The following is a 25,596-nucleotide window of genomic DNA, read 5'->3' on the forward strand; positions in this document are numbered from 1 at the left end:
CCCGATGACGTCGGCGGTCTCGACCGACCTGTCGACCACCTGCGGTCGCCCTCTATCGCTCCCGGACGACGACGAACTCCGCGAGGTCGCGGAGGTACTCCATCGCCTGCCCGTCGCGTCGCCCGTCGGGGATTCGTGCTCGCGAGAGGGCGTCGAGGGCCGCCTTCGCCTCCGACTGCGCCCGCTCGTCGGCCTCCTCGGGCGAGAGGTCGGTGACCTGCACGATGGAGGGGCGCTCCATCACCTCGTCCTGGCCGGTCGGTTTACCGAGTTCGCCGGGGTCGGCCACCTCGTCTAACACGTCGTCGCGAATCTGGAAGGCGACGCCGACGCCCTCGGCGTAGTCGCCGAACGCCTCGACGGTGTAGCCGTCGGCGTCGGCCGCGATAGCTCCGAGTTCGGCCGCGGCGCGGAACAGCGCGCCCGTCTTCCGGCGGGCGAGCGTCATGTACTCGGCCTCGGTCGAGGGCTGTTCGACGAGTTCACTCGCCTCGCCCTCGCCGAGTTCGACCATCGCCTCGCTGACCACCTGCATCGCCTCGGGGTCGCTGGAGAACAGGGCGAACGCCTCGCCGAGGAGGCCGTCGCTGGCGACGATGGCGGGGCCGTAGCCGAACTCGGCCCACGCCGCCGGGACGCCACGCCGGAGGTCCGAGTCGTCGATGATGTCGTCGATGACCAGCGAGGCGTTGTGGACGAGTTCGATACCGACCGCGAAGTCCACGGCGTCGTCGGCCGCCCCGCCCGCCGCCTCGCACGCGAGGACGGTCACCGTCGGGCGGACGCGCTTCCCGCCCGACAGCGAGACGTGCCGTACCTGGTCGGCGAGTTCCGACGGTTCGACGCCGTCGAGGACCGCCTCCAACCGCGCCTCGACGCGGTCGCGCCGGGACTCCAGATACTCCATTCGCTTAAAAGGACGGCCGCACGTGGTTTGTAGGTGACGAAAGGAGGGGCGAGCGCCCACCGTCCCCGCTCGGACCGTGATTCGAGCAGTGTCCGCCACACGAGGGCTCTACAGACCGATTGTTCGTCTCTTACAGTCGTTACAGAACGTCCGTCCAGAACAGCTGGCGAGTAGCACCGGTACGCGAAGATTTCTTGTAGTGGCCCGTCGTCTGTGGCGTGTTACCGCACTGCGGTCGCGAGAGAGCAGAATGCCACGAAGGACACGAGGACCAGGGATGGGCGGGCCGGCATCGGAGGAGGTTGGCCCGCTCCGGCGGAGTATCGAGGTCGAGTACTGGGTGGTCGACGACGCGGGTCGACTGACCGAACCGGAATCGCTCGTCGAGGTGGCTCCGGGCGTCGAGCGGGAGTTCGTCGAGCCGCTACTGGAGATCAAGACGACGCCGTGCGAGACGACGGCGGAACTCCGCGACGAACTGCTCGACCGCCTCGGACGGGTGCTCCGCCGGGCCGACGACCTGGGGTTGCACCTCGTCCCGCTCGGGACGCCGCTGGGCGACGAGGAGATACGCGAACTCCCGAGCGAGCGGACGCGCATCCAGAACCAGGTCGTCGGCGAGGAGTTCGGGTACGTGCGCCACTGCGCCGGGACGCACGTCCACGTGGAGAAGCGACCCGGGCGCGAGGTCGAACAGATGAACCTGCTCGTCGCGCTCGACCCCGCGCTGGCGCTGGTCAACTCCTCGCCGTTCTACCGCGGCGAGCGACTGGCCGCTGGCGCGCGTTCGGAGCTGTACCGCCGCCTCGCGTACCAGGACCTCCCCCACCAGGGCCGGCTCTGGTCGTACGCCAGCGACGTCGAGGAGTGGACGCGCTACCTCGAACGCCGGTGGGAGGAGTTCGTCACCGCGGCGATGGACGCTGGCGTCGACCGGCAGGCCATCGAAGCGAACTTCGACCCCGAGAGCGCCGTCTGGACGCCCGTCCAGCTCCGCGAGTCGTTCCCGACCGTCGAGTGGCGGTCGCCCGACACCGCGCTCCCGAGTCAGGTGCTCCGACTGGCCGAGGGCGTGTTCGAACTCGCCGAACACCTCGACACGGCCGCGCTCCGCATCGAGGGCGACACGGGCGGTGTCAGAGAGGACACGCTCGTCGTCCCGGAGTTCGGCGCACTGCTCGGCTACGTCGACGCCGCCATCGAGGACGGTCTCACCTCGCCCGACGTCACCTCGTACCTCCGCCGCATGGGGTTCGACGTCGACGCGTTCGCCCCGGTCACCCACGAGTTCGACGGCCGGGAGTCCGTCTCGGCCGAGGAGGCGCGCGACCTCCGCCTCGAACACGCCGAGCGCCTCCAGCGCGACATCCGCAGCGTCCGGGTCAGCGGCGACTGAGCGGGGTGAACCGGGCCACTCCGTGTCGGCTCGTCAGCCCTCCAGCACCGCCCGCAGACAGAGGAACGTCGGTTCGCGCGACACCGTCTCGTACTTCTCGGGGAGGGCCTCGCGGAACCGCTCGGTCGGCTCCGGTTCGACCACCCGCTCCAGTCGGAACCCGGCGTCGAGCAGCGGGTTCACCACGGCTTCGAGCGGGCGGCGGTAGAACGGCACGTCGACGCGCTCGCCGAACGCGTCCCACTCCTCGCTCACCCCGGCGACGTCGAAGTAGTCGCCGCCGAGGCGGTCGAAGTCCGCGAACGGGTGCTGCGTCGAGCAGACCAGCCACCCGCCGGGCCGACAGACCCGCGCGAGGTCGCCGAACAGCGCCTCCCAGTCGCGGACGTAGTGGAGCGCGAGCGAACTGTGGACGCCGTCGAACGCGCTGTCGGCGAACGGGAGGCGCGTCCCGAGGTCCGCCCGGACGAACGACGCCTCGGGGACGCGCTCGCGTGCCAGCCGGAGCATCCGGGGGCTGACGTCGAGGCCGACCGCGTCCGCACCGCCCTCGCGGAGGTCACGCGTCGTCACGCCGGGCCCACACCCGGCGTCGAGCACCCGCTAGCCGTCCACGTCGGGGAGCAGCGCTCGCGTCGCCGGCCGTTCGAGGAAGGCGTTGAACGGCTTCTCCTCGATCAGGTCGTCGTAGACGTCGGCGAGCGCCTCGTAGGCGTCGAGGGCGACGGGCGGGTCGTCGGTCATCCCAGTAGCGTTCCTGTGTGTGGCGAAAAAGGGTGCGGTGTGGACCTGCGGTGGCTGTTGCGGTCCTGGCGGATGAAGTTCTCGTGAGCGAGCACCGCGAGCGAACGAGAGCTAGTGAGACGACCGGAGGGAGTCTCACGTGGGCGAGCGGTCTGCGCGAACCCGAGCGTTCACGAGAACTCCGTTCTCGTGAGCCAGCCAGAACGCAGGGCGTTCTGGTGACGACGCAAGCACCGAGCGAGTGAAACGAGCGAGGCGCGCAGCGAGACCTGGGAGCGCAGACCGAGAGGGCTTCAGAGGCGTTCGCAGTCGCTCGATAGTCGGCCGTCGAAAGAATAGAACGCTCGAACGCTGTTACGACCGATTCAGAGCGGGGATTCGCCGCCGAACTCCTCGATGAGCGCGGGCACCACGTCGAACAGGTCGTCGTGGATGGCGTAGTCCGCGATGTCGTTGATGGGTGCGTTCGGGTCGGTGTTGATGGCGACGATGGTCTCGCTGCCCTTCATCCCGGCGACGTGCTGGACGGCCCCGGAGATGCCGATGGCGATGTACACCGTCGGCGTGACGACCTTGCCCGACTGGCCGACCTGGCGGTTCTTCGGCAGCCAGCCGTTGTCGACGATGGGTCGCGACGAGGAGAGCGTCGCGTCGAGCGCCTCGGCGAGCTCCTCGACGAGCACGATGTTCTCCTCCTCCTCGATGCCGCGGCCGACGGAGACGAGCACGTCGGCGTCGGAGATGTCGACGTCGCCGCCGCTGACCTCCTCGAAGCCGGTGACCGTCGAGCGGACCTGCGACTCGTCGATCTCGGCGTCGAACGACTGGACGTCGGCCGAGCCGTCGCCCGCCGCGCCCTCCCACTCGGTCGCGCGGATGGTGACGACGAGTTCGGGGGCGTCGACCTCGATGGTCGTCTCGACCTTCGAGCCGTACATCTCGCGGGTGACCTCCAGCGGGTCGCTCCCCTCGACGCCGATGGCGTCGGTGACGATGGGGACGCCCAGTCGCTCGGCGACGGCGGGGGCGTAGTCGAGCCCGTTGACCGAGTTCGGCAGGAGGAGCGTCGACGGTTCGAGCTCGTCGAACAGCTGCTGGGCGACCTGCGTGTACACGTCGTGGTTGAACTCCTCGCCCTGGTCGACGGTGTGGATGGTGTCGACGCCCTCGACGTTCAGCTCCTCCGCGAACGCGTCGACGTCGCCGCCGACGACGGCGAGGTGGAGGTCGCCGCCGCGAGCGTCCGCGAGTTCGCGGCCGGCCGTGACGAGTTCGAACGAGACGTCGCGCAGGCTCCCGCGACGGTGTTCGGCGATGGCGAGGACATCCGTCATCCCTCGACCACCCCCTTGTCGCGGAGCATCTCGGCCAGTTGCCCGGCGGTCTCCTCGGCGTCGCCCTCGAACAGGGTCGCGTCGCTCTCGGTCTCCGGGACGTACATCGCGGTCCGGGAGACGGGCGTCTCCAGCACGCTCGCGTCGAGGCCGACGTCACCGAGTTCCTGGACCTCGAGCGGCTTGCGCTGTGCCTGGCGGATGCCGCGCAGGCTGGCGTACCGCGGTTCGTTGATACCCGTCTGGATGGTGAGGACGGCCGGCGTCTCGACGTCCGTCACCTCGTCGACGCCGCCCTCCAGTTCGCGGTGGACGGAGGCGACGCCGCCCTCGGCGTCGAGGTCGAGGTCGTTGACGACGGCTGCCCACTCGAAGCCGACTGTCTCGGCCAGGGCGACGCCGGTCGCGCCGAACGCGTCGTCGTTGGCCTGGACGCCCGTGAACACGAGGTCCGGCTCCTCCTCCTCGACGACGGCGGCGAGGATGTCGGCCTTCGCGCCTACGTCGAGCATCTCCGCCGAGTCGAGGTCGTCGTCCCAGACGCGAATCGCGCGGTCGGCTCCCTTCGCGAGCGCCATCCGGATGGTCTCCTCCGAGCGCTCGGGGCCGATAGTGACGGAGACGACTTCGACGTCGTCGCCGTCCTCGGCGATCTGGACCGCCTCCTCTACGGCGTAGTCGTCCCACTCGTTGAGGTCGTACTCGAGGTACCGTTCGTCGATGTCGAGGCCGTCGATTTCGAAATCGTCCTCGGCCTCGGCCACCTCCTTGACGGTGACCAGTATCTTCATGCACCCCAGTGTCCCCGCCGTGTGTGGTTAAACGTTTAGGAACCGCCGTTGTTGCCCGTTCCGTTGTCGACGTCCGGCAGGCTGATGAGGTTCTCGCGACCGATACGGAGCTTGTCGACCCGGTCGGCGTCGTCCATCGCCGAGAGCAGCTGTGACACCTTCGCGTTCGACCAGCCGGTCTCCGTGACGATGTTGGCCTGTTTCATCCGCCCGCCGTTGTACTCCAGCAGGCGCTCGACGCGCTCCTCGTCGCTCAGCAGGTCCTCGTCGACGCCGGCGAACGGACCCTCTTCCTCCGGTTCCTGCTCGGGGTCGGCGGCGGGGTCCGGGTCTGCGGTCGCTCCCGACGTCGCGGCACCCTCGGCGGCCGAGCTCTGGGCGGTCTGGTCCGCTCCTGCCGTCGCGGTGTCGGCGCTCGCTCCGCCGTCGACGGCGGTCACGCCGCCCAGCGCTCCCTCGCCATCCCGACGTGAGACGGCGACGTACAGGCCGACGACGGCGAGGGCGAAGACGACGAGCATTCCGCCACCCAGCGGCGAGAACAGCTGTCGGAGCAGGCCGTCACTCCCCTCGCCACCGGGTCCGGTCCCGTTCGGTGGCGTGGTGGATATCGGGGTGACGTCGCCTTCACCGCTCAGGACGACCTCCAGGTCCTCCTCCTCGAACGTCGTCGGTCCCTCCCAGACGAGCGCACCGCCCTCGATGCGGGCGGCGGCGGCGTCCTCGATGCCGTACTCGTCGGGGACGACGACGCGGAGTCGCTGGTTCTCGCGGAGTCCGGGGAGCCACGTCCCGTCGGGCGTCTGGAAGGCGTCGCTCACCCGGAGCGTCGCTCCGTCTACCGTCGCGAAGCGCTGCCACTCGAAGGAGAGTTCCAGTACGCCGACCGTCTCGTTGCTCTCGTTCTGGTACGAGGTGGTCCGGTTCGCCTCGGTCAGGTTCATCTGCCGCCCGGTCGCCTCGCTGGCGGCGTCGGCCGCTCGCCTGAACACGGTGACGTCGGGGCCGACCGCTCCGCGTTCGTACTCGTCGCGGAGGTCCTCGAACGCGGCCGTGTCGTTGGCGGAGTCGAGCGTGTAGGCGACGGTGACGGTGACGTTCGCGTCGCCGTTCTCCTGCAGTTCGAAGGTGTAGGTCGTCGTCGGTTCGTCGACCGAAGACCCGTTGCTCTGTGCCGCCCCGATAGGTGCGGCGAGGACGGCGACGATGAGGAGGGCGACGAGCAAACCGGGCCGCATGCGCGGGACTCGTCACCGGGACAGGAAAACGCTTTCCATCGGTTGACCGGTGAATCAATCCCCCGTGGATGGTCGGCTTTTTGTATCTCCGGTTACACCAGCCGAACGATGTCCCGTGCGCTCTCGGTCGTCCTCGCGGTCTGTTGCGTCCTCTCGATGGGCGTCGCAGGCCTGCCAGCGACCGACTCGCCCTCCACCGCCACCGTGGCCTCCCAGCAGTCGGCCTCGTGTTCGAACGACGACCCGAACGTCGTCTGCGTTCCGAACGCCTCCAACTACCTCGCGCTGAACGGTAGCGACGTCGTCGCCGTCTCCGAGAACGACAGTTCGCTCGACGTGTCGACCGCCGTCGCGACGGACGTCTCGTCGCTGACGATGCAGCTTTCCGCCGAAGCGATGGAGAACGAGTACGACGACACCCCCAGAGAGTCGAGACGGGCGCTCCTCGAACGCTACACCCGCGAACTGGGCAACCGGACCGCCGACCTCCGTGCCCAGGAACGGGCGGCGCTCCGGCGATACAACAACGGCATCATCACGGGGGACGAGTACCTGCGAACGCTCGCCGAAATCGATGCCAGAGCCGACCGACTGTGGGGTCTGACGGGCTTCGTAGACAACCGCTGGAGGATAGTGACCGGTCAGGCAAATCGCGACCCGTCGGCCTCCATCCGTGCCGACCTCATGGGTCTCCGCGGGCCGCTCCGCGACAGACTCCAGTCCACGTACGCGGGCGACCGACAGCCGTTACGCGTCCACATAACGACGACCGACGACGGCCTCGCGCTCGGCGCGTTCGTCGAGGACAACGGCCGACAGACGTACGTGCGAGATACGTACCTCGGCGACGTTCGGCGACGTTCGTCCGGGACCGACCTGTACGGCGGCAACACGGTCCGCGCGTCGAACCGCATCGCCGAACTCTACCCCTGGGCCTCCGAGCAGTCCGGGCTGACGGTCAACGGGGAGACCAACGCGTACCGGTCGCCGAAGTACCACGCCCACGGCTCGACGACGGTCTACCTCGACGGCGAGAGCGGCCAGGTGTTCGCCGAGCATCGGCGCTCGTACCTCGACCGCATCCCGGTCAGCTACACGAACGCGTCCAACGAGTCGCTCACCGTCACGCTCGGGCAGACCCACCGGGGCGGCCCGCTCAACGTCACCGTCACGGACGATACGGGGTCGCGCGTCCCCGCGACCGTCACCGTCAACGGACGGCCAGCCGGGGAGACGGGTGACGACGGCACGCTCTGGACGGTGACGCCGTACAGTGCGAGGACCCTCGTCGAAGCCGAGTACGACGGGCAGACGGTGACTATCGTCCGGTACCCGACGAGGTGACGCTCTCGGCTCGTCGCCCGGTACTGTTGCCGGTCGTCTCTCCGTCCGAACATTGACGTACCAGTACGCGACCAGCCCCGCGTGTGTCCCGCGACGTCACCACCGGCCGGGCGATTCCCGTCTCCGACCGGGCCGTCCGCGACGGTCGAGCGCTCGCCCCGGTCGCCGGTGTGCTCCTGCTCGCCGTCACCGTCGTCGTGGCGGGCGTCACCGTCGCCGCGGTGGTGTCCGGCGTCGGCGCGACGGACCTCTCGCCACCGACCACGACGGCGACGACCTGCTCGGCCGACGCCAGCGGGAGGCTCGCGCTCACTCACCGGGGCGGCGACCCGCTCGACCCGACGACGCTCCGCCTGCGGGTGTCGGTCGACGGCGACCCACTCGCCCACCAGCCACCGGTGCCGTTCTTCTCCGCGCGGGGGTTCGAGAGCGGGCCGACGGGTCCGTTCAACCGCGGCTGGCGTGGCCGATGGACGACCGGGGAGACCGCCTCGCTCACGCTGGCGGGGACGAACACCGGACTCGACGCGGGGGCGGCCGTTCGACTCCGTCTCTGGAGCGACGACCTGCTGGTCGCGGACTGCACGGCGACGGCGTGACCCGGAGGAGAGCCGACTCGATAGCGGCCGTCAGTCGTTGGCGGCGAGCGGCTCCTCGGCCTTCGCCTCGGGGACCGTCGCGACCGTCGTGATGGCGATCTCGGGGCTGTAGCTCGGCCCCTGGAGGTGGTGGTCGAACTCGTCGTAGCCCGCCTCGGCGAACATCCGGTCGGCCTCCTCCTCGTCGTAGAACAGCATGATGGCGTCGGCGAGCTTCTGGAACACCGTCGAGTGGGGGTAGTTCGGGCCGACGACGAGCACCGCGCCGCCGGGTTTCACGACCCGGCGGAACTCCCGGAGCGTGGCGACCGGGTCCGGCCAGTACTCGATGGAGCCAGAGGACCAGAGCGCGTCGAACGTGTCGTCCGCGAACGGCAGGCGCTCGGCGTCGCCGCGGTAGAACGTCACCTGCTCGTTCCTCCCGAACTTCGCGTAGGCCTTCTCCAGCTGGTGGCGGCTCTGGTCGAGCGCGTGGACGTTCTCGGTGCGTTCGAGCAGCCCTTCGGTGGCGAAGCCGGTGCCACAGCCGACGTCGAGGACGGTGTCGCCCTCCTCGACGCCGAACAGGTCGAGCGCCTCGGTGCGCATCTCCTCGTTCCAGATGAACGGGTTGATCTCGTCGTACACCTTCGAGAGGTACTTGTAGAACAGCCGCGCCCGCGCCTTGTTCTCGAGGATACCCATTTTCGGGACGATAGGTGGGTCGCGCGCTTAGTTCTGCGGATTCACGGCTAGGATTCGTCTGGGAGTCTGGATTCGGCGGTGTCGATGGTTTCAGTGGTGCTCAACTCGCTGTGAACGCCTCCGAAGCCCTCGCGCTCTCGTGACTCCGGGACTCGCTGTGCTCCTCGCTCGCGTTCGCTCGCTCCGGTGCTTGCTTCGTCCGGGAGCCGCCGAGATCGCTCGCCCTTCATCCACCAGGACCGCCATGCCACAGCACCGGCAGCCCTGCCCTCCCCCAAGTCGCGCGACTTCGCTGTCGCTCAGTACACGCTCCCGGCCGAGTGGTTGCGGTACACCAGCGCGCTGTACCGCGAACGAGGCGGAGCCGAGCGAGCGGGCCGAGGAACCCCCGAAGGGGGTGACGTGGGGTTTTGGTCCAGCTTTTGCCAGCGAGCCGAGTGGTGACCGCCGAGCAACGCGAGGCGTGTCACTACGACGCGAGCGCAGCAAAAGGTGGGATGGCAAGTTCCAAATAGGCCCTTGACCAAGCTTCGGCTGACATAATTATGGCGAGACCCGAGGTCCTGGACCGCATCAAAGAGGCCGAGCGCGAGGCCGACGAGATCGTCGAGGAGGCGGAAGCCGACCGCGACGAGCGCATCTCGGAGGCTCGCGACCGCGCCGACGAGATCCGTGAGCAGGCACAGGCCGAGGCCGACGAGATGGAGGCCGAACGCCTCGCCGAGGCCCGCGCGAACATCGAGGAGGAACGCGAGACCATCCTCGAACGCGGCCGCGCCGAGCGCGAGGAGCTGGAGTCCCGTGCCGAGAGCCGAGAGGAAGAGGTCGTAGAGGAGGTGCTAGACCGCTTCACGGAGGCCGTCCATGCTCAGACCTGAGCGAATGAGCCTGGTCTCGGTGACCGGCTCGAAACAGGTGATGGACGAGGCCATCGAGGCCGTCCACGACCTCCGACTGCTGCACGTGACGGACTACGAGGGCTCGTGGGACGGGTTCGACCCCGGCGACCCGATGGCCGGGGCCGACGACGCGTCCGAGAAGCTCGTGACGGTCCGGTCGCTCCAGAGCATCCTCGGCGTCGAAGACGAGGACGCAGGACCGGCCCGTATCGTCACCGAGGACGCCCTCGACACGGAGCTCGAGGAGATCCGAACCGAGGTCAACGAACTCGACGACCGTCGCGACGAACTGCGCGACGAACTGCGAGCGGTCGAGGACCGCATCGCGACGATGGAGCCGTTCGCGCGACTCGGCATCGACCTCGACCTGCTTCGCGGCTACGACTCGCTGTCGGTCGCCGTCGGCGAGGGCGACGAGGAGCGGGTCCGTCGCGAACTCATCGACGCCGACGTCGACGGGTACGAGATCTACTCGGAAGACGACGTGCTCGCCGTCTTCGCGCGGACCGACGACCTGGCCGACGTGCTCGTCAACGCCGAGTTCACGACCTACGAGATACCCGACGCGGAGGGGAGTCCGGACGACTACCTCGACGACCTCGAAGACGAACGCGAGCGCCTCCAGTCGAAGCTCCACACCGTCGAGGACGAACTCGAAGAGCAGCGACTCGACGTCGGCGGGTTCCTGCTCGCCGCCGAGGAGACGCTGGCCATCGAGGTAGAGCAGCGCGAAGCGCCGCTCTCGTTCGCGACGACGGAGAACGCGTTCGTCGCCGAGGGGTGGATTCCGACCGACCGGTTCGTGGACCTCGCGGAGGGCCTCCACGAGGAGGTCGGCGACCACATCGAGGTCGACGAACTCGAACGCGCCCAGTACGACGGCGAAGGGCAGGTCGTCAGCCGCGAGGAGGTCGGCGGCGGCGCGCCCGGCACGCCGGAACCGACGGCCGCCGACGGCGGCGAGGTTCGGGCGGACGGCGGTCACGCGAGCGCCAGCGATGGTGACCAGAGAGCGGTTCGGAGCGACGGTGGGACGGCCACCAAGTCGATGAGCACGAGTGGCCCGCCGGTCATCCAGAACAACCCCGGCGGAGTCCGCCCGTTCGAGTCGCTCGTCGAGGTCATCAACCGGCCGAAGTACTCGGAACTCGACCCGACGGTCGTCATCTTCCTCACGTTCCCGCTGTTCTTCGGGTTCATGATCGGCGACCTCGGCTACGGGTTGCTGTACTTCGGTCTCGGCTACTACATTACGAGGAACTTCGAGAGCGACGTGATTCGGAGCCTCGGTGCCATCGGCATGTGGGCCGGTGGGTTCACCGCCATCTTCGGCGTCCTCTACGGCGAGTTCTTCGGCTTGCACCAGCTCGGCTACCTGCTGTACCCCAGTGGTAGTCCGCCCATCCACAAGGGCCTGCAGCCGCACTACATCTACTACGCACAGGCGTGGCTCCTCCTGAGCGTCGTGGTGGGCGTCCTCCACCTCGCGCTCGGTCGGCTGTTCGACTTCTACGAGAACCTCACTCACGGCTTCGGCGAGGCGTTCGTCGAGAGCTTCTCGTGGATCATCCTGACGGTCGGTCTCTGGGCGTGGGTGTTCAGCAAGACGGCACTCGCCGCCAAACCGCCGTTCATGTTCAGCGTCTTCGCACGCGAAGGGATGACGAACCCCGCCACGGGCGAGACCATCTCCGAGGGCGTCGCGATCCCCCTCGGGTTCAACGGGTTCCCGGCCATCGACCTGTTCACGATTCCGGGAATCGGCATCGTCGTCGACCTGATGCTCGTCGTGACGCTCGTCGGCCTCGCGCTGGTCGTCTACGCCGAGGGCGGCATCGGTCTCATCGAGAGCATCACGCAGGCGTTCGGTCACGTCGTCTCGTACACGCGGCTGGCTGCGGTCCTGCTGGCGAAAGCCGGGATGGCGCTTGCAGTCAACCTGCTCGTGTTCGGGGCGTACAGCCACGACGGTGAGTTCCACCTCATCTTCTTCTCGGAGGCCGCGGAGGTCGCCGAGGCACAGGAGGCGGGGGAGGTCATCTTCTCGGGTCTCTTCAACGGCGAAGGGGCCGTGATGTTGCTCCTCGGGTTCATCTTCGGGGTCATCATCCTCGTCCTCGGGCACGCGCTCGTGCTGGTGCTCGGTATCACGAGCGCCGGTCTGCAGGCCGTGCGTCTCGAGTACGTCGAGTTCTTCGGGAAGTTCTACGAGGGCGGCGGCGAGACGTACGCCCCGTTCGGGTACGACCGCCGCTACACGACCGAGGACTGAGCCGGTTACCGATCTTCGGTAACCGAACCGAACTTCTATAGTTCGTTTTCGGATACGGTAAACCTTCGCATTCGCGGTTCCTGCCGGGGTTTCTCGGGATAACTTGGGAAGCTTTATGGAGGCGCTGGGGCGATTCCAAACTGTTCGGTTACGAGCGAACCATCCCGGAACCATGCTAGAATTCGTATTCGCATTCGTCAGCACGCTTGCACCGCTCATCCAGGAAGGAGGAACCCAGGCCGCCCCCGCGATCCCCGAGACGACGGGCGCCGCGCTCGCGGTCGGTCTCGCGGCGTTCGGCGCGGGGTACGCCGAGCGCGGTATCGGCGCCGCCGCAGTCGGCGCAATCGCGGAGGACGACAGTATGTTCGGTCGGGGCCTCATCCTGACGGTCCTGCCCGAGACACTCGTCATCCTTGCGCTGGTCGTCGTCTTCCTGACGCTGTAAACGGGACTCTCTCCCACTTTATCACGAATGAGCCTTGATACGGTCGTAGAGGATATCCGAGACGAAGCCCGCGCGCGTGCGGAACAGATCCGTTCGGACGCCGACGAGCGTGCCGAAGGGATCGTCGCGGACGCCGAGGCCGACGCCGAGGAGATCCTCGAAGAGCGACAACAGGCGGTGCAGAGACAGATAGAACAGGAGCGCGAGCAGACGCTCTCCAGCGCGAAACTCGAAGCCAAGCAGATGCGTCTCGAAGCCCGCCGCGACGTCCTCCAGGACGTCCGCGCGTCGGCCGAAGAGCGCATCGCGACGATGGACGAGGGTCGCGAGGAGCTCACCCGCGCGTTGCTCGACGACGCCGCAGCCGAGTTCGACGACGGGTCGAACATCAGCGTCTACGGCCGTGCCGACGACGAGGCACTCCTCACGGAGATTCTCGCCGAGTACGAGGGCTACGAACTCGCCGGTGAGCGCGACTGCCTCGGCGGCGTGGTCGTCGAGAGCGACCGCTCGCGCGTTCGCGTGAACAACACCTTCGACTCCATCCTGGACGACGTCTGGGAGGAGAACCTCCGCGACATCAGCGCGGAGCTGTTCGACGAACGATGAGTGTCTCAGGCGAGGCACCGAACTACGAGTACGTCACGGCCCGTGCGCGCTCGCGTCGTGCGGCCCTGTTCGACGCGGACGACTACCGGAAGCTCGTCCGCATGGGGCCCGGCGAGATCGCGCGGTTCATGGAGGAGACGGAGTACGAGGAGGAGATGAACGCGCTCGGGTCGCGGTACTCGGGCGTCGACCTCATCGAGTACGCCCTGAACCGGAACCTCGCGAAGCACTTCAACGACATGCTCCGGTTCGCGGAGGGCAAACTGTACGACTACATCGCGCGGTACCTCCGGAAGTTCGACGCGTGGAACGTCAAGACGGTCATCCGCGGCCTCTACGCCGACTCGGACAGCCAGGAGATCGAGGACGACTTCATCCGCGCTGGCGCACTCTCCGACCAGCAGCTCAGGCTGCTCCTCGACGCGGAGTCCATCGAGGGCGTCGTCGAACGCCTCGACGGCACCATCTTCGGCGACCCGCTCGCCGCCGCCTACGAGGACTACGAGGCGGCCGGCGTGCTGGTCCCGCTGGAGAACGCCGTCGACCGCGCGTACTACGGGCTGTTGCTGGAGAACCTGCCTGCGGAGCCCGACCGGGCGACGCAGCTGTACATCGAGTTCCTGCAGGCCGAAATCGACTTCCGGAACATCCGGAACGCGCTGCGGCTGTCGCGCTCGGGTGCGGACATCGACCCCACGGAGTACTACATCGACGGCGGTCGGCTGTTCGACGCGGGCGAGATCCGCCAGCTGGTCAACAACCCCGACCAGCTGGTCGAGCGCATCCGGTCGTCGCCGTACGGTGACGACCTCGACCAGGCGCTCGACGACCTCGACGCGGCAGGGAGCCTCATCGAGTTCGAACTCGCGCTCGAACGGGCGCTGCTGGAGTACTCCCACCAGCTGTCGAATCGCTACCCGCTGTCGGTGTGTCCGGTGCTCGCGTACATCCTCGCGAAGGAGCGCGAGGTGGACAACATCCGGGCCATCGCTCGCGGGAAGGAAGCAGGCCTCTCGGCCGACGAGATAGAAGAGGAGCTGGTCGTCCAATGAGCCAGGAGATCGGCGTCGTCGGCAGCCCCGACTTCACGACCGGGTTCCGACTCGCGGGCGTGCGGCGCTTCGCGAACGTGCCCGACGACGAGAAGGCCGAGGAGCTCGACGAGGCCGTCGAGCAGATGCTCGCGGCCGAGGACATCGGCATCGTCGTGATGCACGACGACGACCTCGAACACCTCTCGCGGAACGTCAGACAGGACGTCGAGACGAGCGTCGAACCCGTCCTCGTCACACTCGGCGGGAGCGGGAGCAGTAGCGGACTGCGCGACCAGATCAAACGCGCCATCGGTATCGACCTGATGGAGGAAGATCAACAATGAGCCAAGCACAAGACATCGACATCGATGACGCCGACGGTGTCATCGAGAGCGTGAGCGGCCCCGTCGTGGTCGCCACGGACCTCGACGCCCGGATGAACGACGTCGTCTACGTCGGCGACGAAGGGCTGATGGGCGAGGTCATCGAAATCGAAGGGAACCTGACCACGATTCAGGTGTACGAGGAGACGTCGGCCGTCTCCCCCGGCGAACCCGTGCTCAACACGGGCGAGCCGCTGTCGGTCGACCTCGGGCCGGGCATGCTGGACACCATCTACGACGGCGTCCAGCGCCCGCTCGACGTGCTCGAAGAGCAGATGGGCGCGTTCCTCGACCGCGGGGTCGACGCCCCCGGTATCGACCTCGAGAAGGAGTGGGAGTTCACCCCCGAGGCCGAGGTCGGTGACGACCTCGAACCCGGCGACGTCGTCGGGACGGTCCCCGAGACCGAGAGCATCGAACACAAGGTGCTCGTCCCGCCGGACTTCACCGGCGGCGAAGTCGAGTCCGTCGAGGAGGGTTCGTTCACGGTCACCGACACCGTCGCGACCCTCGACTCCGGCGAGGAGATTACGATGCGTCAGGAGTGGCCGGTCCGGAAGGCCCGACCCACCGTCGACAAGCAGACCCCGACGACGCCGCTCGTCTCGGGCCAGCGCATCCTCGACGGCCTGTTCCCGCTCGCGAAAGGTGGGACGGCCGCGATTCCCGGCCCGTTCGGGTCGGGCAAGACCGTCACCCAGCAGAGCCTGGCGAAGTTCGCCGACGCGGACATCGTCGTCTACATCGGCTGTGGCGAGCGCGGCAACGAGATGACGGAGGTCATCGAGGACTTCCCGGAACTGCCCGACCCGCAGACCGGGAACCCGCTGATGAGCCGGACGTGTCTCATCGCGAACACCTCGAACATGCCCGTCGCAGCGCGTGAGTCCTGTGTCTACACGGGAATCACCATCGCGGAGCACTACCGCGACATGGGCTACGACGTCGCGCTGATGGCCGACTCCACCTCGCGGTGGGCGGAGGCCATGCGCGAGATCTCCTCCCGACTGGAGGAGATGCCCGGCGAGGAGGGGTACCCCGCGTACCTCGCCGCTCGCCTCAGCGGGTTCTACGAGCGCGCCGGCTACTTCGAGAACATGAACGGCACCGAGGGCTCCATCTCGGTCATCGGGGCCGTCTCGCCGCCCGGCGGCGACTTCTCGGAGCCGGTGACGCAGAACACCCTGCGTATCGTCAAGACGTTCTGGGCGCTGGACGCGGACCTCGCCGAACGGCGGCACTTCCCGGCCATCAACTGGAACGAGTCGTACTCGCTGTACCGCGAACAGCTCGACCCGTGGTTCGTCGACAACATCGACGACGACTGGGCCGACACGCGCCAGTGGGCCGTCGACACGCTCGACGAGGAGGGCGAACTCCAGGAGATCGTCCAGCTCGTCGGGAAGGACGCACTGCCCGAAGACCAGCAGCTCACCCTCGAGGTCGCCCGGTACCTGCGTGAGGCGTGGCTCCAGCAGAACGCGTTCCACGACGAGGACCGCTACTGCCCGCCGGAGAAGACGTACCTCATGCTGACGGCCATCAAGACGCTCAACGACGAGGGGTTCAAGGCGCTCGACGCGGGCGTCCCGGTCCCCGAGATCACGTCCGTCGAGGCCGCCCCGAAGCTTAACCGCATGGGGACCGCCGAGGACTACGAGGAGTACATCGCGGACCTCAAGGAGGAGCTCACCGCGCAACTGCGCGACCTCTACTAACCATGAAGGAATTCCAGACGATTACGGAGATCAGCGGCCCGCTGGTGTTCGTCGAGACCGAAGAGCCGATCGGGTACGACGAGATGGTCGAGATCGAGACCCCCGGCGGCGAGGTCCGCCGTGGCCAGGTGCTCGAATCGACCAGCGACTACGTCGCCGTGCAGGTGTTCGAGGGGACCGACGGTATCGACCGTCAGTCCTCCGTCCGCTTCCTCGGCGAGACCCTGAAGATGCCCGTGACCGAGGACCTCCTCGGTCGCGTGCTCGACGGGTCCGGCCGTCCCATCGACGGCGGCCCCGAGATCGTGCCGGACGAACGCCGCGACATCGTCGGGGCGGCCATCAACCCGACTGCACGCGAGTACCCCGAGGAGTTCATCCAGACTGGTGTGAGCAGCATCGACGGGATGAACACGCTCGTCCGCGGGCAGAAGCTGCCCATCTTCTCGGCGTCCGGCCTGCCGCACAACGACCTCGCACTCCAGATCGCCCGTCAGGCGACCGTCCCCGAGGACGTCGCCGAGGACGGCGAGGGCGAGAGCGAGTTCGCAGTGGTGTTCGGCGCGATGGGCATCACGGCAGAGGAGGCCAACGAGTTCATGGACGACTTCGAGCGCACCGGCGCGCTGGAACGCTCGGTCGTCTTCACGAACCTCGCGGACGACCCCGCAGTTGAGCGGACGGTCACACCGCGGATGGCGCTCACCACCGCCGAGTACCTCGCGTTCGACAAGGGCTACCACGTACTGGTCATCCTCACGGACATGACCAACTACTGCGAGGCGCTGCGCGAGATCGGTGCCGCGCGTGAAGAGGTGCCCGGTCGGCGTGGCTACCCCGGCTACATGTACACGGACCTGGCCACGCTCTACGAGCGTGCCGGTCGTATCGAGGGGCGTGAGGGCTCGGTGACGCAGATTCCCATCCTCACGATGCCCGGCGACGACGACACCCACCCGATTCCGGACCTGACCGGCTACATCACGGAGGGGCAGATCATGATGGACCGCGACCTCAACTCGCAGGGCTACCAGCCGCCGGTCAACGTGCTGCCCAGCCTCTCGCGACTGATGGACGACGGTATCGGCGAGGGGCTGACCCGCGCCGACCACGCCGGCGTCTCCGACCAGCTCTACGCCGCGTACGCGGAGGGTGAGGACCTGCGTGACCTCGTGAACATCGTCGGCCGCGAAGCGCTCGACGAACGCGACAACCGCTACCTCGACTTCGCCGACCGCTTCGAGAAGGAGTTCGTCGACCAGGGGTTCCACAACGAGCGCTCCATCGAGGAGACGCTCGACCTCGCGTGGGAACTGCTGTCGATGTTCCCCAAGTCGGAGCTCAACCGCGTCGACGAGGAGGAGATCGAGCAGCGCTACCTCGAAGACGAGTCCGAGACGGTCGAAGCGACCGCCGACTGACTCGTCCGACGGTTTCTCACTCTCTTCAGCTATCCACTCCGACGAGCGACCGCACCGCCCAGTTCGGTCGCCCCGTTCGTCGCGCAACGACCGGCGCAGTGACCCTCACGACCAACGACAACACCTAAGCGGCTCGGTGGGCTAGCCCGACACAACATGGCCAAGGACGTCAAGCCGACGCGAAAGAACCTCATGGCGATAGAGGACCGCATCGACCTCTCCTCCCGTGGCCACAGCACGCTGGAGAAGAAACGGGACGGCCTCATCATGGAGTTCATGGACATCCTCGACCAGGCACAGGACGTCCGTTCGGACCTCGACGACGCCTACGACGACGCCCAGCGCAACATCAACATGGCGCGGGCGATGGACGGCGACGTCGCGGTCCGCGGTGCCGCCGCCGCCCTCAAGGAACACCCCGAGATCACGACGCAGTCGAAGAACATCATGGGCGTCGTCGTCCCGCAGATCGACTCCTCGAAGGTGAAGAAGAGCCTCGACCAGCGCGGCTACGGCGTCGTCGGCACGTCCGCCCGCATCGACGAGGCGGCCGAGGCCTACGAGGAACTGCTCGAACAGATCATCCTCGCCGCCGAGGTCGAGACGGCGATGAAGAAGATGCTCGAGGAGATCGAGACGACCAAGCGCCGGGTCAACGCCCTGGAGTTCAAACTCCTCCCCGAACTCCACGACGCGCAGGACTACATCGAGCAGAAACTCGAAGAGCAGGAGCGCGAGGAGATCTTCCGCATGAAGAAGATCAAGGCGAAGAAAGAAGAGGAGGAGAAGGAGGCCGGTGCGGTCGAGGACGACGAGGAAGTGAAGTACGAGACGATCACGGCGGACGACTAACCGCCACCTTCTGCTGCGCTCGCGTGCTGGCGGCCTTCGGCCGCCAGCGGCTCGCTGGCAAAAGCTGGACCATCACCGAAAGCCTCCGGCTTTCGGTTAGCAGCCAGCAATCGAAGATTTCTGGCGGCAAAAGCGCTCCCTCACCACCTCGAACGCTCACTTCGTTCGCGTTCTCGATGGTTCAGTCGGCCCGCTCGCTCACTGCGTTCGCTCGCGTACAATTAGGGCCGTTCTACTCTCCCACTACCGCACCGCCATCGTCGCGCTCTCTCCTCGTTCCCATCCGGCTATCTTTTTCACGCACCCCCGTTACCTCGACGTATGAGCGACCGTTGTCCCCGCTGTGAGGCGGAACTGTTGGCGTTCCGGATACCCGACGAGCTACACGACCACGCGCCCGAGGGCGAGGGGCAGGCGGCCATCTGCTCGCGCTGTCTCGCGCTGTTCGAGGCCGACGACGCACCCGCGGAGACCGACTTCGACCGCATCAGCGAGGAGTTCCCGTCGGGCGACGCGGGGGTCGCGATGGCGCTCGGCGTCGGCTACCTGAACTCGCTGGCGCTCCACCGCAGCGACATCGACGCGCTGTTCGAGTACGTCGAACGGGAGGGGTCGGACCCGCTGATGCTGCTCGACCGTCTCTCGACGCAGGGGTCGCTCCAGCCGGCGGTCGACCTCGAGCGCCGACGTCACCAGGTCGAACAGCTCCGGGAGCCGAAGGAGTGAGTCGCGTCACGGCGCGACTGCGTCACGTCACGCCCTCACCCGGTCACGTCACGCCGCGACCGGTTCGAGTACCGTCCCGGCCGAATACACGTTCCCTCAACGTTTAATCCGATAGGGGGGTGAGTGCCGCTGTGTTCACCGACAGCGTCGTGCAGGTCGCCTCACTCCCCGACCTGCTCCGGTTGATAGCCGTTCCCGTCTTCGCGTGGGCGGCCTACCACGACCTGCGGACGCGCCGCGTCGCCAACGCGACGTGGCTCCCGCTGTACGCGCTCGGTGCCGTCCTCCTCGTCGTCGACGTCTGGACGGCGTTCTCTGCTGGCGGGGCCACCCAGCGCCTGTTCGTCGTCCGCTGCGTCGTCAGTCTCGGTATCGTCGCACCGCTCGGCTTCGCGTTCTGGCGACTCGGCGGCTTCGGCGGCGCGGACGCGAAGGCGCTCATCGCGCTCGCCGTCCTCTTCCCGACGTACCCCGCGTACTACCTCCCCTGGGGGACGCTCCCGCTCGAACCCAGCCTGCTCGGCGTGTTCTCGCTGACCGTGCTGACCAACACGGTCCTCGTCGGGCTGGCGTTCCCGCTCGTGCTGGCGGTCCGGAACCTGGTGGCGGGCCACCGCTCGTGGCTGATGTTCGTCGGCAAACCCGTCGACAGCACGAGCGTCGACGCGGAGTACGGTCGACTGCTGGAGACGACCAGCGGCCGGACCCGCGGCGGGCTCGACCTCGACGCCCTCCGGATGTACCTCCGCTGGCGCGGCACCGACCTCGGAGCGCTCCGGTCGACCCCCGACCGGTACCGCGACCCGTCGAGCATCGACGAGACGTACGCTCCCGGCGACGGCACGGTCGATACGACCAGAGTCGCTACCGACGGTGGTGCGGTGGTCGCCGACGACGAACCGTCGGGCGATATCGTGGATGCCGTCGACGCCCCCAACCTGGAGGTGTCGGACGACGCGAAGTACGACGACCCGTGGGGTGCGGCGGCGTTCCTCGCCGACATCGAGGGGAGCGCCTACGGCACCACGCCCGACCAGTTACGTGAGGGTCTCGACGTGCTGGTCGAACGCGAGACGGTGTGGTTCACGCCCGGTCTGCCGTTCATCGTCCCGATGTTCGGGGGCCTGCTCGTCGGACTGCTGTACGGCGACGTGCTGTTCGTCGCCCTCCGGGCGCTCGGCCTCGCCTGAGCGACGGGCGACGCACTCCCACACACAAAAGGCCTATTCGCCCGGTCCACTTCCCCTCGGACATGGACGTCGACATCGCGTTCGACCAGGACGGGCTGGTCCCCGCCGTCGCGCAGGACGTCACCACGGGCGAGGTGGTGATGCTCGCGTACGCCTCCCCGGAGGCGGTCGAACAGACCCACGAGACGGGCCTCGCACACTACTACTCCCGCTCTCGCGAGGAACTGTGGCAGAAGGGAGCGACCAGCGGGAACGTCCAGCACGTCGAGGAGGTCCGCGTCGACTGTGACGCGGACGCGCTGCTCTACCTCGTCGATCAGGAGGGCGGTGCGTGTCACACCGGCCACGAGAGCTGTTTCTACCGCTCGGTCGAGGACGTCGAGGCGACCGAGACGGGCGCGACGACGGAGGTGACCGACGTTGGGGAGCGCGTCTTCGACCCCGACGAGGTGTATGAGTGACACCGCGACGGTGAGCGAGCGTGACGTCGAGTCGCTCGTCGCCGACCTGGACCGGGCCGCCGACCGACTCGACGAGGCCCGCGACCGCGTCGCAGAGCTGGGGCCGGACGCTATCGACCGGACGGCGACCGCCTACCGCGACCTCACCGCGACGCTCGACCGACACGAGGAGGCGGCCACCGGCTACGGCGAGTTCCAGAAGTACATCCAGTTCCAGGAGGCCGTCGCGGCCGTCCTCGACGGCCTCGACGACGACCTGCCCGAACGCGAGGCGTTCGACGCGGCCGACGAGGCGCTACAGAAACAGACGCTCTCGACGAGCGACTTCGACCGCGCTCGCGAGGCGCTCGCACCGGCCGCCGACCTCGTGGACCTCGAAGCAGAGTACGAGACCGCCCGCGACCGTTACCGCGAGGCACGGCGGGCGGTCCTCGCCCGGCAGCGTGACCTCCGGGACCGCCGCGACGGCCTCGCTCGGCTCCAGCGTCTCGGCGACGCCGACCTGGACGCTCCGGTCGAGACGTTGCGCGACCCCATCGAGGCGTACGACGACGCGGTCCGCGAGGCGTTCGCGGCCTACCGGAGTCGCGCGAGCACCCGCGACCTGCTGGACCTCGTGACGACCGCCGCAGAGGACTACCCGCTGGTCGGCTTCGACGCCCCGCCCGAGCGTCTGCGGACGTTCGTCGAGGGGTCTCCGGTCGCCGAGGAGCCGCTCCCGACGCTGCTGGAGTACGCCGACTACTCGAACTCGAAGCTCAGTCACTACGTCGACGACCCGCGGGAACTGAAGGGAGCGGTGGCGACGAACCGCACCTACCTCGAACGGCTGACGGCCGACCCGCTCACCGTCGACTGGCCCCCCGCGCCCGCCGACGAACTGCGGTGGCGTGCCCGCGAACTGTTCGCCGTCGTCTCTCGACTGGACGATGAGGAGGCGGCCGTCCGCCTGCGGGCGGTCCGCTCGCTCCCTCGGCGCGACGACTACGAGCGACTGCGCGAGAGCGCGACCGCCCGGTCGGGGCTGTCCGCAGACGAGCGTCGGCGAATCGAGTCCGGCGCGGTCGACCGTGACCTCGACCGGGTCGAGACGGAACTGTCGACGGTCGAGGCCGCACTCGACGAGTACCCGCCGCTCGACGAACTGTCCGCACTGGCGTGAGCGTGTTCCACGAGTTCGGAGGTCGGCGTCGACTCGGTACTGCCGAGCGGCGGGACACGGCCGTCGCCGACTGCCGGGAACGAGCGACGGTGCGAAGCGACACACGTACCGTCCGCGACCGCGTGACGAGGACGAACTGACCGTGGGCGACGATTCGAAGGTAGGGGAGACGACGCCGACCTCCGACCGAGTGACCGAACTCGACACCGGCTACTACGAGGTGAGTTCGGACGTCTCGGTGCCCGAGTTCCTCGCCGTCGCGAAGGTGTACGCTCGGGAAGTGGTCCGACAGTACGACCTCTCGGTGAGCGTCTCCGACCTCGACTGGGAGGTCAGCAAGCGTGCGAAGCGTCGCGCCGGTGCCGTGAGACACCGGGACGGCGAACCGGTAGCCGTCTCGCTCACGTGGGAGCACTTCCAGCGACGAGGCTGGGGAGCGGCCGCCGAGACCATCCGCCACGAACTCGCCCACGCCCACCTGCTCACCGAACACGGCGACGCCAGCCACGGCGAGCGGTTCCGCGACCTCGCCGAGACGCTCCAGACCGGCGTCCACTGCGAGCGGTTCGCCGACCCGAACTGGCTGATTCGCTGTCGGTCCTGCGGGAGCGAACTGGCTCGCTACCGGAAGTCGAAACTCGTCACCGACACCGAGTCGTACCGCTGTGGCGGCTGTGGTGGCGAACTCCGCGTGGTGGACGGCGAGACGGACTGAGTCGTCGCCCGACCGTCTCGCCGTCGGCACTCGGCGCGTCACACCTGTCGAACTCGTCGATTTTGAACCCGAGAGTCGCTACTACGCTCGAACGCTCTGCCACAGACCCGACCGCCACGGCTGGATTCTGTATAGCGACTCACGATTTATCGGTGACGGGCCGGCCGCTCGGCTCACGAGCGGGAGAACACGAGAGAACAGCCAGCTCAGGCGTGCTGGAGCGCGTCGTACATCGAGTCCGCCAGCTCCTGCGCGCGGTCGGGGTCGCGGGCCTCGGCGTAGATGCGGACGACGGGCTCGGTGCCGCTGGGGCGGACGAGCACCCACGCGTCGCCGAAGTCCAGGCGGTAGCCGTCGATTGTCGTCAGTTCGGCGTCGGCGTCGTGGGCCGCCGCCTCGGCTGCCCGGATGAGTCGCTCGCGTTCGGCGTCGTCGCCGTACTGGACGTTCACCCGGACGTTGTGGTAGCCCGCGTGGGCGGCCGATATCTCGCTCGCCGGGCGCTCCGCGACCAGTTCCAGGAACCGGGCGGCCGTGTACGCACCGTCGCGGGCGAGGCGGTAGTCGGGGAAGAGGACGCCGCCGTTGCCCTCCCCGGCGACGGGGACGGATTCCCCCTCGCGCTGCAGGCGTTCGATGCTCGTGATGATGTTCGTGCTCCCGATGGGCGTGAGTTCGAGGTCTGCCCCGGCCGCGTCGACGGCGTCGACGAGGCGCTGGGAGACGTTGACGGCGCTGACCGTCGTGTCGCCCGGCTGGAGTTCGCTCGCCGCGAGCGCCGCGAGCGCCGCGTCGCCCTCGACGTGCGTGCCCGTCTCGTCGACGAAGATGGCCCGGTCGGCGTCCCCGTCGTGGGCGATACCGACGTCGGCGTCCGCGGTTCGGACCAGTCGTCGGAGGTCGCCGAGGTTCTTCTCGACGGGTTCCGGGTCGCGGCCGGGGAAGTGCCCGTCTGGCTGGCCGTTGACGGTGACGACGCGACAGCCGAGTCGCCGGAGGAACTCGGGGCTGGTGAGCGCGCCCGCCCCGTGGCCCGGGTCGAGCGCGACGGTCAGGTCCGCGTCGGCGATGGTCTCGCGGTCCACGCTGTCGAGCAGGGCGTCGACGTAGCGCTCGCGGGCGTCCTCGACCCGTCGCGTGTCGCCCGTCTCGTCCCAGGTCGCCTGCTCGAACCGCTCGCTGAGCAGGCGGTCCTCGACGCGTTCGAGCGCGTCGCGGGCGAGTTCGACGCCGTTGCTCCCGACGAGTTTCACGCCGTTGTACTGGGCGGGGTTGTGGCTCGCCGTGATCATCACCCCCGGAACCCCCTCGCTGTCGGCGTACGACTGGAGGCCTGGCGTCGGGATGACGCCGAGTCGGTCCACGTCACAGCCGACGCTCGTCAGCCCGGCACTGGCGCTGTCGGCGAACATCTCCCCCGTCGCCCGCGTGTCCCGGCCGAGCGCGATGCGGACCGGTCCGTCGGCGTCGGCCGTCCACACCGACCCTACGGCCATGGCGACCCGCGTCACGAACGCGGGGGTGAGCTCCTCGTTCGCGACGCCCCGGACGCCGCTGGAGCCGAAAATCTTCATTCGTGGGACTCTCTGCGGCCCGCCCGCAAAGAAATTGCGAAGCGGTCCGATTCGTGCGATACACCGCTGTTCGCTATATCGAATCGGCTCAATCGGCGCGGATGGCGGCCGCGCGCGCTCCCCCGAGACGACCGTCCGGGTACACCTCCGTCGCCCAGATACACCGACTGCGGTAGAGGGTCGGCAGGTCGAACTGTCCCTGCGGGTCGAGCAGTCGGCCGCGGTGGAGGACGACGGCGTGCCAGTCGATGCTCCGGGCGGGCGAGGCCACCGAGAGGAGGAGCGTCCGGCGTTCGAACGGGCCACTGCGGACGAACGGGCGACGCTGACGCGCGAGCGACCGGACGGTCGGCTCACCCCGGACTGTGACGTGGTCGTTCGGTATCGGGTGGGCGTCGAGGTACGCCTCCAACTGACCGTGGGGCGTCGGCACGTCGACTGCCCGCTTGACCTCGGTGAGCGAGTCGCCCGTCACCGTCGCGAGGCAGGCCGCCCCGCAGTCGTTCCAGTCGGTCTGTTCCACGAGTCGCATCTAGGTCTTCGTGACTGGTCCGAACGGGTGTCGTTCGGGGCTACGATAGTTTCTCGAAACCGTGAATGCGGCTACGTACGTTGCCCGTGCGTAGTTTCATCCGAGTGGCCGTGGTACCGCGGCGTATGACGGACCAGGGCGAGGGTGCCGACGAGGCGGACGAACTGGAACGGGGCCGACAGTACCGCTACGACGACGGCGTCGCAGAGGCGGTCGTCACCACCGAGGAGGGTCGCGTGCTCGCGGTCCGCGAGTATCCCAGCGAGGAGCGGTTCCGCGAGGAGGTCTCCGCCGCGGTGACGACGGAGTTCAACGAGGTGCTCGCGGGTATCGACGCCGAGGCCATCATGGGCGAGGTCCGGGAGGACACGCGGACCGACCCGGCGGGCGACGCCTCGGCGGGGACCGGTGCGGCGGCGTCCGGCACCGAGAACGTCGCTCCGGCCGGTGCGGAGGACCCGGACGAGGACTCGTCCGACGACGCCGAGTAGCCCGGCGGGCCGCCGTATCGGCAGTACCGACCCCACCGACCGCTTCAGTCGCTCTACCGTCCTCCAGTCTCG

At 68.2% G+C, this 25,596-nt stretch carries 27 protein-coding genes; 18 read left to right on the forward strand and 9 right to left on the reverse strand.

Going from position 1 to position 25,596, the window contains the following annotated elements:
* Positions 1 to 52 precede the first annotated feature (52 nt).
* Positions 53 to 907, reverse strand: coding sequence for a polyprenyl synthetase family protein (locus MX571_RS04525; RefSeq protein WP_247414395.1), 855 nt, complete (start codon positions 905 to 907; stop codon positions 53 to 55).
* A gap of 277 nt (positions 908 to 1,184) precedes the next feature.
* On the opposite strand from MX571_RS04525, the gene MX571_RS04530 reads away from it, so the two are divergent.
* A complete protein-coding gene (locus MX571_RS04530) occupies positions 1,185 to 2,303 on the forward strand; it encodes a glutamate-cysteine ligase family protein (protein WP_247414396.1) in 1,119 nt (372 codons plus the stop codon).
* Positions 2,304 to 2,336: 33 nt separating this feature from the next.
* Here MX571_RS04530 and MX571_RS04535 read toward each other — a convergent pair whose 3' ends face one another.
* The 5 genes from MX571_RS04535 to MX571_RS04555 all read right to left on the reverse strand — a co-directional run bounded on the left by MX571_RS04535 (position 2,337) and on the right by MX571_RS04555 (position 6,410).
* Positions 2,337 to 2,903, reverse strand: a complete 567-nt coding sequence (locus MX571_RS04535; protein WP_368408983.1) for a class I SAM-dependent methyltransferase — start codon at positions 2,901 to 2,903, stop codon at positions 2,337 to 2,339.
* A gap of 3 nt (positions 2,904 to 2,906) precedes the next feature.
* Positions 2,907 to 3,047, reverse strand: a complete 141-nt coding sequence (locus MX571_RS04540; RefSeq protein WP_247414398.1) for a hypothetical protein — start codon at positions 3,045 to 3,047, stop codon at positions 2,907 to 2,909.
* 365 nt (positions 3,048 to 3,412) lie between these two features.
* A complete protein-coding gene (locus tag MX571_RS04545; RefSeq protein WP_247414399.1) occupies positions 3,413 to 4,381 on the reverse strand; it encodes an electron transfer flavoprotein subunit alpha/FixB family protein in 969 nt (322 codons plus the stop codon).
* Positions 4,378 to 5,172 carry an electron transfer flavoprotein subunit beta/FixA family protein gene (locus MX571_RS04550; protein ID WP_247414400.1) on the reverse strand — a complete coding sequence of 265 codons (795 nt, stop codon included), beginning with the start codon at positions 5,170 to 5,172 and terminating at the stop codon, positions 4,378 to 4,380. Before MX571_RS04550 ends, MX571_RS04545 begins: the two co-directional genes overlap by 4 nt.
* A 35-nt stretch (positions 5,173 to 5,207) precedes the next feature.
* Positions 5,208 to 6,410, reverse strand: coding sequence for a helix-turn-helix transcriptional regulator (locus tag MX571_RS04555; protein ID WP_247414401.1), 1,203 nt, complete (start codon positions 6,408 to 6,410; stop codon positions 5,208 to 5,210).
* 108 nt (positions 6,411 to 6,518) lie between these two features.
* Here MX571_RS04555 and MX571_RS04560 point away from each other — a divergent pair, with 108 nt between their 5' ends.
* Positions 6,519 to 7,754, forward strand: coding sequence for a DUF7096 domain-containing protein (locus tag MX571_RS04560; RefSeq protein ID WP_247414402.1), 1,236 nt, complete (start codon positions 6,519 to 6,521; stop codon positions 7,752 to 7,754).
* Between the two features lie 170 nt (positions 7,755 to 7,924).
* On the forward strand, positions 7,925 to 8,353 hold the full coding sequence (locus tag MX571_RS04565; RefSeq protein WP_497007253.1) for a type IV pilin: 429 nt from the start codon (positions 7,925 to 7,927) through the stop codon (positions 8,351 to 8,353).
* A gap of 30 nt (positions 8,354 to 8,383) precedes the next feature.
* On the opposite strand, the gene MX571_RS04570 is transcribed toward MX571_RS04565, so the two are convergent.
* Positions 8,384 to 9,037: a methyltransferase domain-containing protein gene (locus MX571_RS04570; RefSeq protein WP_247414404.1), complete on the reverse strand. Its 654-nt coding sequence runs from the start codon at positions 9,035 to 9,037 to the stop codon at positions 8,384 to 8,386.
* A gap of 545 nt (positions 9,038 to 9,582) precedes the next feature.
* Between MX571_RS04570 and ahaH the strand changes: the two genes are divergently transcribed.
* The 14 genes from ahaH (at position 9,583) to MX571_RS04640 (ending at position 22,927) form a co-directional block, all read left to right on the forward strand.
* Positions 9,583 to 9,915 (forward strand): ATP synthase archaeal subunit H, encoded by a 333-nt coding sequence (ahaH, locus tag MX571_RS04575; RefSeq protein ID WP_247414405.1) that lies wholly within the window; start codon positions 9,583 to 9,585, stop codon positions 9,913 to 9,915.
* Positions 9,902 to 12,208, forward strand: coding sequence for a V-type ATP synthase subunit I (locus MX571_RS04580; RefSeq protein ID WP_247414406.1), 2,307 nt, complete (start codon positions 9,902 to 9,904; stop codon positions 12,206 to 12,208). Before ahaH ends, MX571_RS04580 begins: the two co-directional genes overlap by 14 nt.
* Positions 12,209 to 12,380: 172 nt before the next feature.
* A complete protein-coding gene (locus tag MX571_RS04585; protein WP_247414407.1) occupies positions 12,381 to 12,656 on the forward strand; it encodes an ATP synthase subunit C-like protein in 276 nt (91 codons plus the stop codon).
* A gap of 27 nt (positions 12,657 to 12,683) precedes the next feature.
* Positions 12,684 to 13,265 (forward strand): V-type ATP synthase subunit E, encoded by a 582-nt coding sequence (locus tag MX571_RS04590; protein ID WP_247414408.1) that lies wholly within the window; start codon positions 12,684 to 12,686, stop codon positions 13,263 to 13,265.
* Positions 13,262 to 14,317 (forward strand): V-type ATP synthase subunit C, encoded by a 1,056-nt coding sequence (locus MX571_RS04595; protein WP_247414409.1) that lies wholly within the window; start codon positions 13,262 to 13,264, stop codon positions 14,315 to 14,317. Before MX571_RS04590 ends, MX571_RS04595 begins: the two co-directional genes overlap by 4 nt.
* Positions 14,314 to 14,643, forward strand: a complete 330-nt coding sequence (locus MX571_RS04600; protein WP_247414410.1) for a V-type ATP synthase subunit F — start codon at positions 14,314 to 14,316, stop codon at positions 14,641 to 14,643. Before MX571_RS04595 ends, MX571_RS04600 begins: the two co-directional genes overlap by 4 nt.
* Positions 14,640 to 16,400 (forward strand): ATP synthase subunit A, encoded by a 1,761-nt coding sequence (locus MX571_RS04605; RefSeq protein WP_247414411.1) that lies wholly within the window; start codon positions 14,640 to 14,642, stop codon positions 16,398 to 16,400. The genes MX571_RS04600 and MX571_RS04605 overlap by 4 nt, the downstream gene beginning before the upstream one ends.
* A gap of 2 nt (positions 16,401 to 16,402) precedes the next feature.
* Positions 16,403 to 17,821 carry an ATP synthase subunit B gene (locus MX571_RS04610; RefSeq protein ID WP_247414412.1) on the forward strand — a complete coding sequence of 473 codons (1,419 nt, stop codon included), beginning with the start codon at positions 16,403 to 16,405 and terminating at the stop codon, positions 17,819 to 17,821.
* 156 nt (positions 17,822 to 17,977) lie between these two features.
* Complete coding sequence (locus MX571_RS04615; RefSeq protein ID WP_247414413.1) at positions 17,978 to 18,673, forward strand: V-type ATP synthase subunit D; 696 nt, start codon at positions 17,978 to 17,980, stop codon at positions 18,671 to 18,673.
* 321 nt (positions 18,674 to 18,994) lie between these two features.
* On the forward strand, positions 18,995 to 19,399 hold the full coding sequence (locus MX571_RS04620) for a DUF6276 family protein (protein WP_247414414.1): 405 nt from the start codon (positions 18,995 to 18,997) through the stop codon (positions 19,397 to 19,399).
* A gap of 131 nt (positions 19,400 to 19,530) precedes the next feature.
* The gene (locus MX571_RS04625) at positions 19,531 to 20,589 is read left to right on the forward strand and encodes an A24 family peptidase (protein ID WP_247414415.1); all 1,059 of its coding nucleotides are present in this window, start codon (positions 19,531 to 19,533) and stop codon (positions 20,587 to 20,589) included.
* A gap of 62 nt (positions 20,590 to 20,651) precedes the next feature.
* Complete coding sequence (hisI, locus tag MX571_RS04630; RefSeq protein ID WP_247414416.1) at positions 20,652 to 21,050, forward strand: phosphoribosyl-AMP cyclohydrolase; 399 nt, start codon at positions 20,652 to 20,654, stop codon at positions 21,048 to 21,050.
* Positions 21,043 to 22,212 (forward strand): DUF7118 family protein, encoded by a 1,170-nt coding sequence (locus MX571_RS04635; protein ID WP_247414417.1) that lies wholly within the window; start codon positions 21,043 to 21,045, stop codon positions 22,210 to 22,212. The genes hisI and MX571_RS04635 overlap by 8 nt, the downstream gene beginning before the upstream one ends.
* Before the next feature lie 142 nt (positions 22,213 to 22,354).
* Positions 22,355 to 22,927: a SprT-like domain-containing protein gene (locus tag MX571_RS04640; RefSeq protein WP_247414418.1), complete on the forward strand. Its 573-nt coding sequence runs from the start codon at positions 22,355 to 22,357 to the stop codon at positions 22,925 to 22,927.
* Positions 22,928 to 23,133: 206 nt separating this feature from the next.
* On the opposite strand, the gene glmM is transcribed toward MX571_RS04640, so the two are convergent.
* Entirely contained in the window at positions 23,134 to 24,501 is a 1,368-nt protein-coding gene (gene glmM, locus MX571_RS04645; RefSeq protein WP_247414419.1) for a phosphoglucosamine mutase, read from the reverse strand.
* A gap of 88 nt (positions 24,502 to 24,589) precedes the next feature.
* On the reverse strand, positions 24,590 to 25,033 hold the full coding sequence (locus MX571_RS04650; RefSeq protein WP_247414420.1) for a hypothetical protein: 444 nt from the start codon (positions 25,031 to 25,033) through the stop codon (positions 24,590 to 24,592).
* A 125-nt stretch (positions 25,034 to 25,158) separates the two neighbouring features.
* Here MX571_RS04650 and MX571_RS04655 point away from each other — a divergent pair, with 125 nt between their 5' ends.
* Positions 25,159 to 25,524 (forward strand): hypothetical protein, encoded by a 366-nt coding sequence (locus MX571_RS04655; protein WP_247414421.1) that lies wholly within the window; start codon positions 25,159 to 25,161, stop codon positions 25,522 to 25,524.
* Positions 25,525 to 25,596 lie beyond the last annotated feature (72 nt).

The organism is Halomarina salina (genome assembly GCF_023074835.1).
Classification (GTDB): Archaea; Halobacteriota; Halobacteria; order Halobacteriales; family Haloarculaceae; genus Halomarina; species Halomarina salina.

Excerpts from the sequence above, each read along its gene's own strand:
- MX571_RS04525 (WP_247414395.1), bottom strand. The coding sequence starts at position 907 with ATGGAGTATCTGGAGTCCCGGCGCGACCGCGTCGAGGCGCGGTTGGAG.
- MX571_RS04530 (WP_247414396.1), top strand. The coding sequence starts at position 1,185 with ATGGGCGGGCCGGCATCGGAGGAGGTTGGCCCGCTCCGGCGGAGTATC.
- MX571_RS04540 (WP_247414398.1), bottom strand. The coding sequence starts at position 3,047 with ATGACCGACGACCCGCCCGTCGCCCTCGACGCCTACGAGGCGCTCGCC.
- MX571_RS04545 (WP_247414399.1), bottom strand. The coding sequence starts at position 4,381 with ATGACGGATGTCCTCGCCATCGCCGAACACCGTCGCGGGAGCCTGCGC.
- MX571_RS04550 (WP_247414400.1), bottom strand. The coding sequence starts at position 5,172 with ATGAAGATACTGGTCACCGTCAAGGAGGTGGCCGAGGCCGAGGACGAT.
- MX571_RS04555 (WP_247414401.1), bottom strand. The coding sequence starts at position 6,410 with ATGCGGCCCGGTTTGCTCGTCGCCCTCCTCATCGTCGCCGTCCTCGCC.
- MX571_RS04560 (WP_247414402.1), top strand. The coding sequence starts at position 6,519 with ATGTCCCGTGCGCTCTCGGTCGTCCTCGCGGTCTGTTGCGTCCTCTCG.
- MX571_RS04570 (WP_247414404.1), bottom strand. The coding sequence starts at position 9,037 with ATGGGTATCCTCGAGAACAAGGCGCGGGCGCGGCTGTTCTACAAGTAC.
- ahaH (WP_247414405.1), top strand. The coding sequence starts at position 9,583 with ATGGCGAGACCCGAGGTCCTGGACCGCATCAAAGAGGCCGAGCGCGAG.
- MX571_RS04580 (WP_247414406.1), top strand. The coding sequence starts at position 9,902 with ATGCTCAGACCTGAGCGAATGAGCCTGGTCTCGGTGACCGGCTCGAAA.
- MX571_RS04585 (WP_247414407.1), top strand. The coding sequence starts at position 12,381 with ATGCTAGAATTCGTATTCGCATTCGTCAGCACGCTTGCACCGCTCATC.
- MX571_RS04590 (WP_247414408.1), top strand. The coding sequence starts at position 12,684 with ATGAGCCTTGATACGGTCGTAGAGGATATCCGAGACGAAGCCCGCGCG.
- MX571_RS04595 (WP_247414409.1), top strand. The coding sequence starts at position 13,262 with ATGAGTGTCTCAGGCGAGGCACCGAACTACGAGTACGTCACGGCCCGT.
- MX571_RS04600 (WP_247414410.1), top strand. The coding sequence starts at position 14,314 with ATGAGCCAGGAGATCGGCGTCGTCGGCAGCCCCGACTTCACGACCGGG.
- MX571_RS04605 (WP_247414411.1), top strand. The coding sequence starts at position 14,640 with ATGAGCCAAGCACAAGACATCGACATCGATGACGCCGACGGTGTCATC.
- MX571_RS04610 (WP_247414412.1), top strand. The coding sequence starts at position 16,403 with ATGAAGGAATTCCAGACGATTACGGAGATCAGCGGCCCGCTGGTGTTC.
- MX571_RS04615 (WP_247414413.1), top strand. The coding sequence starts at position 17,978 with ATGGCCAAGGACGTCAAGCCGACGCGAAAGAACCTCATGGCGATAGAG.
- MX571_RS04620 (WP_247414414.1), top strand. The coding sequence starts at position 18,995 with ATGAGCGACCGTTGTCCCCGCTGTGAGGCGGAACTGTTGGCGTTCCGG.
- hisI (WP_247414416.1), top strand. The coding sequence starts at position 20,652 with ATGGACGTCGACATCGCGTTCGACCAGGACGGGCTGGTCCCCGCCGTC.
- MX571_RS04635 (WP_247414417.1), top strand. The coding sequence starts at position 21,043 with ATGAGTGACACCGCGACGGTGAGCGAGCGTGACGTCGAGTCGCTCGTC.
- glmM (WP_247414419.1), bottom strand. The coding sequence starts at position 24,501 with ATGAAGATTTTCGGCTCCAGCGGCGTCCGGGGCGTCGCGAACGAGGAG.
- MX571_RS04650 (WP_247414420.1), bottom strand. The coding sequence starts at position 25,033 with ATGCGACTCGTGGAACAGACCGACTGGAACGACTGCGGGGCGGCCTGC.
- MX571_RS04655 (WP_247414421.1), top strand. The coding sequence starts at position 25,159 with ATGACGGACCAGGGCGAGGGTGCCGACGAGGCGGACGAACTGGAACGG.